The 14,280-nt window shown below is 36.6% G+C and carries 12 protein-coding genes; 5 read left to right on the top strand and 7 right to left on the bottom strand.

The window, feature by feature from the left end; translation table 11 throughout:
- Positions 1-3 precede the first annotated feature (3 nt).
- Positions 4-876, bottom strand: coding sequence for a pirin family protein (locus RM520_RS07680; protein ID WP_311387570.1), 873 nt, complete (start codon positions 874-876; stop codon positions 4-6).
- 54 nt (positions 877-930) lie between these two features.
- Here RM520_RS07680 and RM520_RS07675 point away from each other — a divergent pair, with 54 nt between their 5' ends.
- Both RM520_RS07675 and RM520_RS07670 read left to right on the top strand, forming a co-directional pair.
- Complete coding sequence (locus RM520_RS07675; protein ID WP_311387569.1) at positions 931-2,265, top strand: serine hydrolase domain-containing protein; 1,335 nt, start codon at positions 931-933, stop codon at positions 2,263-2,265.
- A gap of 589 nt (positions 2,266-2,854) precedes the next feature.
- Positions 2,855-3,244 carry a hypothetical protein gene (locus tag RM520_RS07670; RefSeq protein ID WP_311387568.1) on the top strand — a complete coding sequence of 130 codons (390 nt, stop codon included), beginning with the start codon at positions 2,855-2,857 and terminating at the stop codon, positions 3,242-3,244.
- 5 nt (positions 3,245-3,249) lie between these two features.
- Here the strand turns inward: RM520_RS07670 and RM520_RS07665 are convergent, their stop codons facing one another.
- The 3 genes from RM520_RS07665 to RM520_RS07655 form a co-directional block, all read right to left on the bottom strand.
- On the bottom strand, positions 3,250-4,092 hold the full coding sequence (locus tag RM520_RS07665) for a 1,4-dihydroxy-2-naphthoyl-CoA synthase (protein WP_311387567.1): 843 nt from the start codon (positions 4,090-4,092) through the stop codon (positions 3,250-3,252).
- A gap of 395 nt (positions 4,093-4,487) precedes the next feature.
- Positions 4,488-5,267 (bottom strand): FKBP-type peptidyl-prolyl cis-trans isomerase, encoded by a 780-nt coding sequence (locus RM520_RS07660; RefSeq protein ID WP_311387566.1) that lies wholly within the window; start codon positions 5,265-5,267, stop codon positions 4,488-4,490.
- Positions 5,268-5,365: 98 nt separating this feature from the next.
- Positions 5,366-6,184 carry a mechanosensitive ion channel family protein gene (locus tag RM520_RS07655; protein ID WP_311387565.1) on the bottom strand — a complete coding sequence of 273 codons (819 nt, stop codon included), beginning with the start codon at positions 6,182-6,184 and terminating at the stop codon, positions 5,366-5,368.
- A gap of 307 nt (positions 6,185-6,491) precedes the next feature.
- Between RM520_RS07655 and RM520_RS07650 the strand changes: the two genes are divergently transcribed.
- The gene (locus tag RM520_RS07650) at positions 6,492-7,262 is read left to right on the top strand and encodes an SDR family NAD(P)-dependent oxidoreductase (RefSeq protein WP_311387564.1); all 771 of its coding nucleotides are present in this window, start codon (positions 6,492-6,494) and stop codon (positions 7,260-7,262) included.
- Here the strand turns inward: RM520_RS07650 and RM520_RS07645 are convergent, their stop codons facing one another.
- The gene (locus RM520_RS07645) at positions 7,263-8,498 is read right to left on the bottom strand and encodes a glycosyltransferase (protein ID WP_311387563.1); all 1,236 of its coding nucleotides are present in this window, start codon (positions 8,496-8,498) and stop codon (positions 7,263-7,265) included.
- Between the two features lie 56 nt (positions 8,499-8,554).
- On the bottom strand, positions 8,555-10,066 hold the full coding sequence (locus RM520_RS07640; protein WP_311387562.1) for a DEAD/DEAH box helicase: 1,512 nt from the start codon (positions 10,064-10,066) through the stop codon (positions 8,555-8,557).
- 243 nt (positions 10,067-10,309) lie between these two features.
- Here RM520_RS07640 and RM520_RS07635 point away from each other — a divergent pair, with 243 nt between their 5' ends.
- Together RM520_RS07635 and RM520_RS07630 are read left to right on the top strand one after the other, a co-directional pair.
- Positions 10,310-11,173, top strand: a complete 864-nt coding sequence (locus tag RM520_RS07635; protein ID WP_311385114.1) for a sigma-70 family RNA polymerase sigma factor — start codon at positions 10,310-10,312, stop codon at positions 11,171-11,173.
- Positions 11,174-11,704: 531 nt separating this feature from the next.
- On the top strand, positions 11,705-12,937 hold the full coding sequence (locus RM520_RS07630) for a PI-PLC domain-containing protein (protein WP_311387561.1): 1,233 nt from the start codon (positions 11,705-11,707) through the stop codon (positions 12,935-12,937).
- Between the two features lie 7 nt (positions 12,938-12,944).
- On the opposite strand, the gene RM520_RS07625 is transcribed toward RM520_RS07630, so the two are convergent.
- On the bottom strand, positions 12,945-14,276 hold the full coding sequence (locus RM520_RS07625) for a YaiO family outer membrane beta-barrel protein (RefSeq protein WP_311387560.1): 1,332 nt from the start codon (positions 14,274-14,276) through the stop codon (positions 12,945-12,947).
- Between the last annotated feature and the right edge of the window lie 4 nt (positions 14,277-14,280).

Below are 14,280 nucleotides of genomic sequence, written 5' to 3'. Positions count from 1 at the left end.
TAGTTATTTTGGTAGAGGCACATAACTTTGGTCTTGCTTCATCATTGGGAATGTTTTCTCTTTCCAAGTTTTTTTAGCTGCTTCTATTTTTTCTTTTGAAGAAGAAACAAAGTTCCAATAGATAAATCTTTCTTCTTCAAAGGCTTCACCGCCAAAGATTAACAGATGTGTGTTTGGTGCTAAGATGATGTCACAGGTATCTTCAACCTTAGAGACTAAAATATTCCCTTTTGTCACTTCTTCTCCACAGGCTGAAATCCCTCCTTCGACAATACAAATACCAATCTCTCCTTTTAAATTACCATTCACATTAAGGGCATAGCTATCGGTCGTTTTTATTTGTACCATAAAAAGGGGGGAATAGGTTGGCACTGGTGATTTTTTACCATAGCCCTCGCCTGCCACCAAACAGAACTCGGCCGAGGCATCTTTCCATTTAGGTAACTCTTCATCTTTTATATGATGAAAACTAGGCTCCATATCTTCTAAGTCTTTCGGCAAGGCTACCCAAATTTGATACCCGTGGGCTGTAAATTCTTTTCCGCCTCTAAGGTTACTTGGGGTTCTTTCAGAATGGGAAACTCCTTTACCCGCGGTCATCCAATTAACAGAACCTGGTTGAATGCGCTGTTTCGTGCCCAAACTATCTTCGTGCATAATTTCGCCTTCTAACATAAAAGTCAGGGTAGAAAGACCAATGTGTGGGTGTTGGTCTACATCCATATACTTTTCGGGTCCAAGCTTTGTTGGCCCCATATGATCTATAAAAATAAACGGACCTATCATGCGCTTTTTTCGAAAAGGTATTAAACGACCCACCAAAAAATCACCAATATCACGACTTCTTTCTTCAATAATCAAACCGATATTTGACATAAGGTAAATGCTTATATTTAAACACAGAAAGTTACAATAAACTAGCTCCATTTTATGAAATTATTCAAACGAATTCTCTTAGTTATTATACTTATTATTGCGGTTGTTGTTTATTTAAATTATCCAAAACTGAACATTATTTCCGGCTATGCCGCTAAGTACATGGGCTCAAGTATCACCATAGGACAGCATTCTTCTGATTATATTATCAAAAATGATTTGGCTATGCCATTGATTGAAATGGCAGATACGGAATATGATTCTACCACTAAGACCGCTACTGCTTCAGTTTATGGTTTAATGACCAGAAAAGCAATTAACCGTCAAGGTTTAGGCAGTGTTCTAGTGAATAGTGATTATGTAGAAGGCACCCCATACCTACAACCTGAAAGAAATTTAAACCAAGTAAACCTGCCTTACCCCTATGGGCATTTACCAGCCAAAGACTCGGTTTTTGAAAATATAGATTACGACCAGCTTCAAAAGGCGGTCGCCCTACCCTTCGGCAATGCTGCCGTACAACGCACCAGAACTTTGGTGGTGTTGTACAAGGGGCATTTAATTCATGAAAGCTATAGTGACGGTTTTACCAAAGAGACACCCGTTTTAGGATGGTCCATGACCAAAAGTGTTTTGGCCACTTGTTTCGGAATCTTAGAGCATCAAGGCAAAATAAAGACGGAATGGGCTGCACCGATTACGGAATGGGAAAAAGACGAACGCAAAGCCATTACTATTAACCATTTGCTACGAATGCAAAGTGGTTTGGAATGGAATGAAGACTATAGCGGAATATCTGACGTCACCAAAATGCTGTTTTTAGAAAGCGATATGACCAAAGCACAGCGCATTCAAAAAGCTATTGCCAAACCAACAGAAATTTGGAACTATTCTTCAGGCACCACCAATTTGCTCTCCGGGATACTCAGACAGCAGTTTCGTGCACATCAAGACTATTTAAATTTTCCATACGAGGCTTTGATTGATAAGGTTGGCGCGCATAGCATGCTTATTGAAGCAGATTTAGAAGGTAATTTTGTAGGTTCTTCATACGGCTGGGCCAATACCAGAGACTGGGCACGACTAGGGCAATTGTATCTGAATAAGGGAGAATGGAATGGCGAACAGCTCTTTGATGAAAGCTGGGTAAACTATATTACTACCCCAACTGTGCATTCACAAGGTATTTACGGAGCTCATTTTTGGTTAAACGCTGAAGGGAAGTTTCCTGATGTGCCCAGTGATTTGTATTCTATGAACGGATTTCAAGGGCAATATGTATTTATGATTCCTTCAAAAGACTTGGTGGTGGTACGTACCGGACTCGCTGAAGAACCGGATTTTGATATTAATGGGTTCTTAGCTAACCTTATTAAAGCCATCGAATAAGGTCAAATTAGCCCTTAATATCATATTTTTCTTACATCACCACAAAAGGTCGATGGTTCACAACAATAATTTCTGAGAACACTGCTTTGATACTACATTTACAGTGTAATAATCAGATAGTAAATTTTTTCATTTTCATATAGTGTTCTCGTAAAAGAGCCTCAGTCCTACAAGACGAGGCTCTTTTTAGTTGATACCACTTGGTCAACAAAAAGAGAACGATTCCTTTTATTTACGCAAGGCATTTAAAGATAGAATTGCCCTAAAAATAGGCCCCAGAATGTGCTAAAAACATTGATTCTCTCGCTTCACCACAAAACTCTGCTAGTTCACAACAATAATTTCAAAAGGAGACCACCTCGCAATACATTTACAGTGTAATAATCAAGTAAATAAATTTTTTCATTTTCATATAGTGTTCTCGTAAAAGAGCCTCAATCCCACAAGATGAGGCTCTTTTTAGTTGGTGCCTACTACTACCGCTAGACTAAAGTACTTTTCGTTTTAAAATAGTATTTTTCTTTTCAGAAATATTTTCTAGGTGTGACTTAGCCTTAAAGTTTGTTTCTAATTATCAAATACTAGAAAAATGAAAAAGTTAACTATCTTATTTTTTTTGCTATTCATAAGCGGAGCTGCTGTTCAAGCACAAGAGACCACTACTACCCCTGTTACAGAACAAGATCAACTAGAAAAGGTGGATAAAGCCATCAAAGCGGCTAAAAAACAAGAGAAAACAGCCAAAAAAGCTAAAAAAGAGCTTAAAAAGCAAGAAAGTTTAGCCAATAACATTAGTAAAACCGAAAACAAGCTCAAGGCTACCAATAGTAAACTTGAAAAGTTAAAGGCCAAATTTGAAAAGAAAGGGTCTACAATGAGTGCTGTAGACAAGCACAAAGCAGAGCTGAAAATTGCTAAGACTGAAGAGTCTATCGTAAAGTTAAAATCACGTTTAGAAAAGCTTCAAAACAAATTATAAACGACTTAAGGGAGCCATTTATCTGCCCCAAAATCTGGTTTTCTTTTTTCTAAAAAGGCATTACGGCCTTCTTTAGCCTCATCTGTCATGTAGGCTAATCGCGTGGCTTCTCCAGCAAACACCTGCTGCCCTACCATACCATCATCGGTAAGGTTCATGGCAAATTTTAGCATTTTAATAGAAGTTGGTGATTTCGTCAATACCTCTTGTGCCCATTGGTATGCAGTAGCTTCTAGCTCGTCATGCGGAATCACAGCATTCACCATACCCATTTCAAAAGCCTCTTGGGCAGAGTAGTTACGGCCTAAAAAGAAAATTTCACGGGCTTTTTTCTGCCCTACCATTTTGGCTAAATACGCGGACCCATAGCCGCCATCAAAACTCGTGACATCGGCATCGGTTTGTTTGAAGATGGCATGTTCTTTACTGGCCAAGGTCATGTCGCAGACTACATGTAAGCTATGACCGCCACCTACTGCCCAACCTGGTACCACGGCAATCACCACCTTGGGCATAAAGCGAATCATACGCTGAACCTCAAGAATATTTAGGCGATGTTGGCCATCTTGCCCTACATAACCTTGGTGCCCCCTAGCCTTTTGGTCGCCACCACTACAAAAAGACCAAATACCATCTTTGGTAGAAGGGCCTTCGGCAGACAATAACACCACACCAATAGAAGTATCTTCTTGGGCGTCATAAAAAGCTTTAATGAGCTCACTAGTGGTATTGGGCCTAAAAGCATTGCGCACATTAGGGCGGTTAAAAGCAATACGGGCAACGCCATTGCTTTTTTTATAGGTGATATCTTCAAATTCTAAGGCGGTTTGCCACTGGGCTGCAGACATAAATTAAATTTTAGCAAAGATACTTAGAACTACTTATGCTAAAAACCTCGTGAACAAGATAAATTTCGTTCTATGTTAAAAGTTCATTTTTTCCACGAACTTAGGTAACATAAGTGTGAAATAGATTTTAGTTCGACTTTAAACCAAATTTAAACTATCTTGAAAAGATAGCTTGTTTAAATAATTACAAAAAGGGTCATCTTTGTTCTTACCATGTATCAAAAGCCAGAAGATCACATTTTTGTTTAATTAATGGCAAGCAAAGTTCTAAATATCAAGGTTTGTAGCTCGCTCAAACTTTGAAACTTTTTGACAGGGAAGTATGTATCAAGCAATCTGCACTATCCATACAATTTACTGTTTTAAACAAGTTTGAAGGATTCTGGATAATCTTTTTAATTATGATTTAATTCTTCTAACATTTTAACTGCATTTTTATTTTCAGGATTTAATTCAAGAGATTTACGATAATTAAGAATAGCTAATTCTGTATTTCCTAATTTCATATAAACTTCACCTAAACTATCATATGCATTTGAAGAATTTGGGTATTCTAAAGTATTAAGAATAAAAATTTCTTTTGCTTCCTCAATAAATCCTTTACCTAACAATCCATAACCAATACCATTCAATGCATATTGATTAACCCAAATATCATTAAATCCATCTTTCTTTAATTCATTAAATCTATTAATCGTTTTCTGAAATTTAAGAATGCTATCTTGTTTATAATTTTGATAGAGTGTCTTATTTAATTCTTTTTCTAAAGAGTTATCTTTTGTATCCAAAACTTCAATATCAAACGTTAAAATCTCTTTAGGTGGAATATATGAGTCTCCTTTTTCTCCATATGCCAAATAATAAGGCATAATAAAAATACCTCTGTCTCCAATTTTTAAAATTGAAAGCGCTTCATTGGTGCCTTTTATTAAATTGTCTGACGGGTATTCATAAGCAAAAGGTTCATTCACATCTCTTGAAGAGTCAAGCTTTTCTCCATTAGATAGCCAAACGGTATAATGCTGAATTGCAATAGAACCCGAATCAATTGCTTTTCCATTTCCTTCTTGAGTCAAGAAATATTTTAATCCAGATTTAGTAGTTATAGTATCTTTCGTTTGAGAAAATAATACTTGACTTGAAACTAGAATTAATAGTGTTAGATATTTTTTCATAATTTGTGTAAATTTTTCATATAAAATTATAAGTAATTATTTATGATACTAGGTGAAAGAATAGTAATTGAAGACCCAGAATAACAACACTTATAGACCTAAGCCCCAACACTACCCAGTTCAATGCCTTCAGAGTAGGCCACACGAATATTATGCTCATGAAAAACGCGTTTTACCGCTTTATGGGCTTCAAAAGTAGCCTCCCAATAATCATCCGGTAATACATAGGGCCTAATGGCTAAAATCACATTATGGCTGTCAAAACTTTCAATACCAATTTCTGGGGCTGGTTCATTAAGCACAAAAGGCGTATTCATCAAAGCATCCGCAATTAATTGCTGTACTCTGGGAAAATCTTCTTCATAGGGCATATGAGCATTCAGCTCTAAACGTACCCAGCCTTTTTCAGAATAGTTAGTTACTACCCCATCGGTTATTTTTGAATTGGGTACAATCAAGGTTTTATTACCCGGTGTCACCAATACCGAGTTAAAAATACCAATCTCTTCTACCTTGCCAAAGCTCTCATCAACCTGAATCCAATCATGCACCTTATAAGGTTTTAAGAATAAGATGAGTATACCAGAGGCAAAATTACCTAAACTACCTTGTAACGAAAGGCCTATCGCAAAACCCATAGCCGCAACTACCGTTACTAAGCCAGAAAGCTCTACCCCTAAAATGGAGACCGCTATTAATATCAACACAAGTTTTAAGGCGGTATTCACCATGGAGATAATAAAAGGTCGCATAGTGTCTGAAACCTTTAAACGGGTTAAACTATTGGTCAATAGTTTGTCTACTTTTTTGAGCAGTTTAAAGCCCAGCCATAGCAACAAAATAGCACCCAGTACTCGCGGTGCATAGGCAATGGCATTATCACGTAATAGTTCGGCGTAGTATGTTACTTGATCCATAGTTCAAAATGATTAGCGTTTAAAAATAATAAATTTGAGAGCTACCAATTCCTTTTAACCATTTTTCTATAGTTTAAAGTATCTATTTCAGTCGCTATGAAAACAATCCTTGTAGACGCCATCAATACTTTTGTTATTATTGATACTTGCATAAATTCTGACCCAAATCTTTAGCATAAAAAAAAACACCAGTAGCTTCTTTTGTTAGCATTATGGCAAATGAAAAACAGGACTATATTTTTTGCTACTTTTGAGCTATACCAAAGATTAAACAAAATAATTTACCAATAACCATTAGCAAATATTCATGCAAAGCACTACAAAACTAACCGGAAAGAATGTTCTTATAACCGCTGGAGCACAAGGCATTGGCGAGGCTATTACCAAACACTTTATTGACCATGGCGCTCATGTGGCCATTCACTATTTTTCTAGTGCCGATACAGCCAACGAATTAACAGACTATGCCACTAGTAAAGGTTTAAAAGCCGTTGCTATTAGCGGTGACCTCACCAAAGAAGTTGATGCCATAAACCTAGTCAACAAAACGGTTGAGGCTTTGGGCGGTTTAGATATTCTGATTAATAACGCAGGGTCTTTAGTAGCACGTAAATTGTTAGGCGATTTAGAGCCAGATTTTTGGCAAAAGGTGATGGATATTAATATGACATCTATGGTATTAGTAACTAGAGCTGCTAGACCGTACTTAGCTAAAAATGAAAATAGTAGCATTGTGAATTTAGCCTCACTGGCAGGGCGTAAAGGAGGTCACCCAGGCTCCTTGGTCTACGCTACCAGTAAAGGAGCTATTTTGACCTTTACCAGAGCCCTTTCTACCGAATTAGGTGGCGAAGGTGTTCGTGTAAACGCCGTAGCACCTGGCTTGATATTGGGTACTTCTTTTCATAACACCCATACCACCAAAGAATCTGCTGCAGCCACCACAGCAGGTATTCCGATACAACGTGCTGGTAACGCTGATGATGTAGCCAGAGCGGTGCTATATTTGGCTTCAGAATACGATGGTTTTATTACTGGTGCTACCCTAGACATAAATGGCGGGGTGTACAATATGTAATTAAGGCTTGTTCTTGGCCTCAATCCATTTACTCATATACTTGGTGCTTGCCATCGTTTGATGTTGTAGTAACGCTCCAATAAAGTTTTGCTTTCTATGCATGGCCAACCCTTTATAGAGAGAATTCAAGCTTTCAAAAAAAGCAGGAATTAACTGCTGTTTGGAGTACCCTTGGTTGATTGTTTCAATGCCTTCTTCTTGTTTGCCTGTCCAATCAATTTTATTAGTGTAGAGTGCAATTGCTTTTTGAGCAAACGCTTCAGGTGTATCAGCGATTTCTACAGGTATCGGCAAGCCTGCAAACATACCTTCAGCCCCAATAGAAGTGGTAACCGTTGGGGTACCATTTTGCATGGCCTGACTTAGCTTTCCTTTGATGCCAGCACCAAAGCGCAAGGGTGCTAAGTTTATTCGGGTTTGTTCTAAAGCAGTGTCTAAATCGGCAATCCAACCCTTTATTCGGAATCCGTCTTTGGGTTGATGCAGTTCTTGCACTTGTTGTGGTAGATAGGCTCCGTAAATATCAACTTGAGCCTCTGGCAGATCTTTCTTAATTAAGGGCCAAATATCTTGTTTTAAATACCGAATGGCATCTACATTAGGTTCATGCTTACCATTACCAAAGCAGATAAAGTCTCTCCGGTCTTCAAAAGCTGGAAAGACCTCTTGAGAGCCTGTGGAAATCTCCTCTAATAAAAATGGTAAGTGATACAGCAATTGTTCTGGTATATCTATCGCCTCTTTTAAAAGCTGTTTCTCAAAATGAGAAACTAGCAAGGTCAAATCTGAGCGGTAAATACTAGCCACTTCACGTTTGGTAAGGTCGTTTTCAAGCCAGTGTGTTGTGGTGAACTCCTCCCCTTTTTTGAGTGCTAGCTGCCTACTGTTACGAAGGGAATGTAAATCTTCTGTATTTAAAATTCGCAAAGCATTTGGTGCAGCTTCTGCCACTCGCCAACCAAACTGTTCTTCGACCATAAAACGGTCAAAAATGACCATATCAGGTGCAATTTTATTTACAAAAACATCAAAGCTTTCATCGTTTAAAACAATGGCTTCGGTTTGAATACCTAATGCTGTTAAGTTCTCTGAATACTTAGTTTTTGAAGCAGTAGTTGCAAAAACTATTTCAAAATTTTGCACTTGAAAAGCTCCAAGTAGTTGCACCATCCGATGCCCTGCCGCTGTGGTCTTAGGTTCGGGCCAGAGATAACCAATAAAAAGCACTTTTTTCATTTGCCAAGTTCAAAAATCTACCTTTTGAATTTTGTACTTCAAACTTGTCGTTTGAACTACATCATTTGAGCAAACTTTTTTGAAATACTAGACCGTAGTTTGCGTTCATAATCTTCCTCAAGCCACTCCTTATAGTTCTTGGTGTTGTTCATGATGCAGTACGAATATTGGCGCACGCGATAAGCGATTTCATCTTTCAATTCTTTGGCTAAAATTCGCGCATCAAAAACATCTTCACTATTCTCAACACATATTTCAGCGTGCTGCTCAATGCTTCGTTCCAGTACCAATTTTGATTTTCCGCCTTCGGCAAATACTTTTTTGTACTCTGCCTTTATATCAAAATGAATTTTAGAAGATTTATTGAATTTGACTTTGAGTTCATCGGGCATTTGATAAATGAACTCTTTCTCAATTTCCTCATCATTTTTAATATTCTCTAAGTAAAAATCAGGAAAATGGAAAATCTCTTGCCAGTCAACTGGAGAATCCCAAGGTCCAAAACGCGCAATATTGTTACCAAGATCAATAACATTGAACTTATTTTTATTAGGTAATATACGTGACCCCCTACCAATCATTTGAAAATATAAGGTCAATGATTTTGTTGCCCTATTTAGAATAATAGATTCTACAGTAGGTTCATCAAAACCTGTGGTGAGAATACTTACGGAGCTTAAAATAGCATCAGGGGTTACTGAAAACCACTCTAAAATTTCTTTACGCTCTGCTGCTGTATTTCTATTATCTAAATGCCTGACATTATACCCTGCCTTTTTAAAGGTCTCGTATACATAATGTGAAGTATTGATACCATTATTGAAAATCAGCGTTTTTGTACCCTTGGCCACCTCTTCGTATGCGGTTACTAGTTTACCAAGCATACTTTGGTTCCCATAAAACTCGTCAGAAGATTTAACCGTGTAATCGCCATGTATACCTAGTTTTAGGCTTCTGAGGCTCACATCAAAATTGTAAAGCTCTGCCTTAGACAAAAAGTTATTTTCAATTAATGATTTAATTGATTTACCCACTATTAATTTCTTGTAGTGGTCTTTCATTGGCAGCTTAATATTAGAGCTCAACGGTGTTGCAGTAACCCCAAGAATGGTTGCTTCTTCAAAATATTTAAAAAGCTTTCTAAACGAATTGTAGTGTGCCTCATCAATAATCACCAAACCAACATCTTTTAGTGTAACCTTTTCTTCTTGAAGCCTATTATTCAAGGTTTCCACCATGGCTACAAAGCACATGAACTCGTCTTGGTCTTCTAGTTCTTTTACCTCACTATTGATAATTTTATTAGTAACCCCAAAATCATGAAGCATTTTAGAGGTTTGTCGGCTTAACTCAATTCTATGAGTAAGTACAACCACCTTCTTTTTAGATTGTTCAATATAACGACGCGTGATTTCAGAGAAAACCACGGTTTTACCACCACCAGTAGGTAATTGGTATAAGAGGTTACTACCCTGGGGTAGCCCATCTAATTCCTTAAAGATTGTTGTTAAATCTTCTAACTGGTAATCGTAAAGCGTTTTTTTAGCAACTTTTTTTTCTACCTCCAAAGAGTTTATCCTTTTTAAACTGATGAATAACCAATTTTACAAAATTAGGAGATTTTTTAGCTTAATTTTTATCTCATAAATGGAAATATTTACAATACTATCAACAATTGAATTAAGCCAGTCATAGCCAGCATTTTAGGGGGTTGCTCATAAAATTTTTATAAGATTACCTCAAGTCATTTGGAATTATGGTTCTAAAAATGTATTATGAGTTTTTATATACTTATTAAAACCAGAATTTAAATGAGGCAACTTAAAATCATTAAGCAGGTAACTAACCGCGAATCCAAATCTTTAGATAAATACCTACAAGACATTAGTAAAATTGATTTAATAACTGCCCAAGAAGAAGTTGAATTAGCCCAAAAAATACGAACAGGTGACCAAGCTGCCTTAGAAAAGTTAACGAATGCCAACCTTAGGTTTGTCGTTTCAGTAGCAAAACAATATCAAAACCAAGGATTAAAATTACCAGATTTAATTAATGAAGGTAATGTTGGTTTGGTAAAAGCAGCCAAGCGTTTTGATGAAACTAGAGGATTTAAGTTTATCTCATACGCGGTATGGTGGATTCGTCAATCCATCTTACAAGCATTAGCTGAGCAATCAAGAGTAGTTCGATTACCGTTGAACAAAATTGGTTCTATCAATAAAATTAAGAAGACGTTTTCATACCTAGAACAAGCTCATGAAAGACCACCTTCAGCTGAAGAAATAGCTAAGGAGTTAGACATGACAGTAACTGAGGTAAAGCAATCGCTTAAAAATTCAGGACGTCACGTATCCATGGATGCGCCACTGAAAGAAGGAGAAACTTCTAATTTATATGATGTGATGCGTGCTGGTGAATCACCTAAGCCTGATAAAGATTTAATGCATCAGTCTTTAAACACTGAAATTAATAGAGCTTTAGATACACTTTCACCAAGAGAAGCAGATGTGGTACGTTTATACTATGGTATAGGCGAACAACCATCTATGACACTAGAAGAAATTGGAAGTACTTTTGATTTAACTAGAGAACGTGTGAGACAGATTAGAGAGAAAGCTATCCGTAAGTTACGTCATAACTCAAAGAGTAAAATTCTTAAAACCTATTTGGGCTAAACCTACGTTTTGTTCCATAAAAAAAGGGGTTCTTTTAAAAAAGAACCCCTTTTTTCTGATATACACTTAACTTAAGAACAATTCAGTTGATTAATATTAAAGTCTACTAGTATGTCATTCAAATTTTGAATGAAATTTACATAAGCACTGTTTTCTTGATTTTGTTTCTCCATAGTCTCAGTTTATTAAGGGCAGGTTATAGATAATCCAGTTCTGCCAATTCGTTCAAACTCAAAATTTCATTAAGCTCTTGTAAAAAAGCTAAGTATTCTTCACCGTAGGTATCGTATAACATTTAGATATGGTTTTAAAATTTGGGTCTTACACTTGAACGTAAACTTATCTGAAACATTTTGTCACAACAATAATTTGTGGTGAAGTGCTTAAAAGTTGTTGTGAAAATAATTGTAGGAGTATACCTTCAATTAAATAGTTTCTGCTTTCCGACCTTATTACAACTGCAATAAGCCATTATATCAGACGTTTAACTATTAAGTTTTTGAACCTACCAAACAAATCAAATTATTGATGATGCTTTTACTTAAAAAGTTTACCGGCTTTTTACTTTGTATTGCGCTTTGTTCAGGTTTTGCTCAAGATGGCGAAAAGGATAAAGGAGACTTAGTAATAAACAGTCATGGTTTCAATGTAAAAAAACGAAGTGGTTTCGTTTTAAATGGTATTAATGAAAGCGTAGAACGTGGGCTTACCTTGATTCACTTTAATAATGCCAACACCATTGAATTTAAAAGTTTTGATACCTACGGCAGCCCAGATGCCCTAAATGAACTAACGGATATTTTAAAAAACATGCTAGCTGATAAGGCTTCCTTTGCCATTCTAGCTCATGATTCCGCTGTTAAAGGTGCCTTAGCCAATGCTAAGGAGTTGGCCCAAATGGGGTTTGTGCAATTGAGTACACTAAAAAGTAGACAAGCTTATATCATGTATTCATTGAATGCAGCAATAGAAGAAACGGTAGATGATAACACGGTAAGCCAAACAATTCAGATTCCTAAAAGCCTTTCCGACAAAAGAGTTTACTTTCCTAAAATCACTTATGAGTTTGAACCCCGCAATGACCGTTACATTGCGCATGCAGGTGGCGAAGTAAATGGTATAAAATCGACCAATTCCAAAGAAGCCCTAGATGAAAACTATAAAAAAGGATTTCGGCTTTTTGAACTAGATATTATTAAAACATCTGATGGTAAACTTGTAGCTGCGCACGATTGGAGAATGTGGTCACGATTTACTGATTTTAGTGGTAGCCTACCTCCTTCCCATGAAGAGTTTATGAAACGTAAAATATATGGTGACTATACGACCCTTGATATGAAGGGTATCAATACCTGGTTTGCAGAACATCCTGATGCCATATTAATTACCGATAAGTTGAATGACCCGGTGTCGTTTGCAGCAGCTTTTGTTGATAAAAGCAGACTAATTATGGAGTTATTCAGTATGATGTCTATGGACGAAGCTTCAAGAAAGGGTATTAACATCATGATTTCACAAGAACCTCTACTCAGCTTAAAAGGTGATAAAATCAATTATTTGAAAGTTAATAATATTAAGCATGCTGCCGTTTCAAGACGAATTATAAAAGGACAAACCAAATTAATGCTACAATTAAAGGAGTATGGTATTAAAGTCTATGTTTACAATGTGAATTTTGACCCTGGCAAGGACGAACTATATGTTCAAGAAAATGAAATCGGATTAGTATACGGTATGTATGCCGATAAGTGGGTCTTTGATTAATTCTTTTTTAGAATTTTACTTGATAGCTCATTCCTGCAGAGATGGCAAAAAAGAAGTTACCAGAATCAAAAGCCAATTCTTGTCTACTTACTCCCAAATTAGCTCTATAAATATTCGGAGATTTCTTTGTTGTAAATTGGTATTGCATATTAATACGTTGCGACTCTACATAAAGTACAGTCTCTGACAATAAATCATCACCAACAATCAATTGCTGTAGTTCTGGTGAGAAACCCATACCAATGCTTACACCCATAAAATTCTCTGCATCTTTCAGATACTTACGAACTAATAAATTACCTGAAATACTCCATAGATTCCCTTCTCGTGGTGAAACAAAAGAACGTAAAGAATAATAGTAGTTACCCTTGTAATACCCCAACGAATTTGTAATTGCTTTCACCGTTTGAGTTCTTGTACTTAAATAACGCCCCCCTGCAGAAAACTCCATAGCATTAGGTAGGTTCATGTAAATATCACCGCCAAATTTTTGACTGGGATATATAGATGCGTTAGAATACCCATAATTTAAATAGGCGTAAAATCGTTTTAGAAATTTTGGGTAAAAATCAATATCATACTGCAAACCATGCACTCCATTACGGTTGCTATAGTTTATTTTAGGAATGAGCGCTCCTATTTTTGTTTGTCTTCTAAAAGAGACACTTGAAAAAATCACAGGATCGTATCTCTCATTAAATATGGTAAAGCCGTTGTTGACCCCTATCCTATTCTTGGATTCTATATCGATTTCATCACTTTTAGCCTCCTCATTTTCAGCAACCTCTTTTTTATTAGAAACCTTTTTAGTCTCGTTCTTTAATTGCTTTTTTGAGGCCTTTGCACTTTTAAGATTGGTTTCTACATTATACCAACCTTTCTCGGCATACTTGGTATTAGAAATACCTTCCATAGCTAAGTCCATTAATCTTTGCAGCTCTTTATCATGTTCTATATAAACCAGAGCTTTATTAGCCAGACCTAAGGCAATAGCATTGGTTTTTGCATAGAGCTCGTTCTTGATAGCCGATATCCAAACACCACGCTTGCTTTTGTCTTGTGATAGAATTTTGTTGAATTCGTTACGGGCCTTTTCATATTGCCCATTCCAACTATACGTGCTTGCTAGTAGAAACAGCGCATCAAGATTTTCTGAAGTACTTGAAGGGTTGTCTACCAATATTTTTTTTGCAGAATTGTACTTGCCTTCATGCGCTAGTTCATAGGCCTCTTCAAAATTATCGTCTTCAAAATTCATTGAAGCCAAGTCTTGTGAAAAAACTTTAGAACCTAGTACTATTAAGAATAGTAGAAAATATGTTTGTTGGTAATTTCTCATTGAA

The sequence above is a fragment of the Croceitalea vernalis genome (assembly GCF_031846405.1).
Lineage (GTDB): Bacteria > Bacteroidota > Bacteroidia > Flavobacteriales > Flavobacteriaceae > Croceitalea > Croceitalea vernalis.
This window is presented reverse-complemented; position numbering and strand designations above follow the sequence as displayed.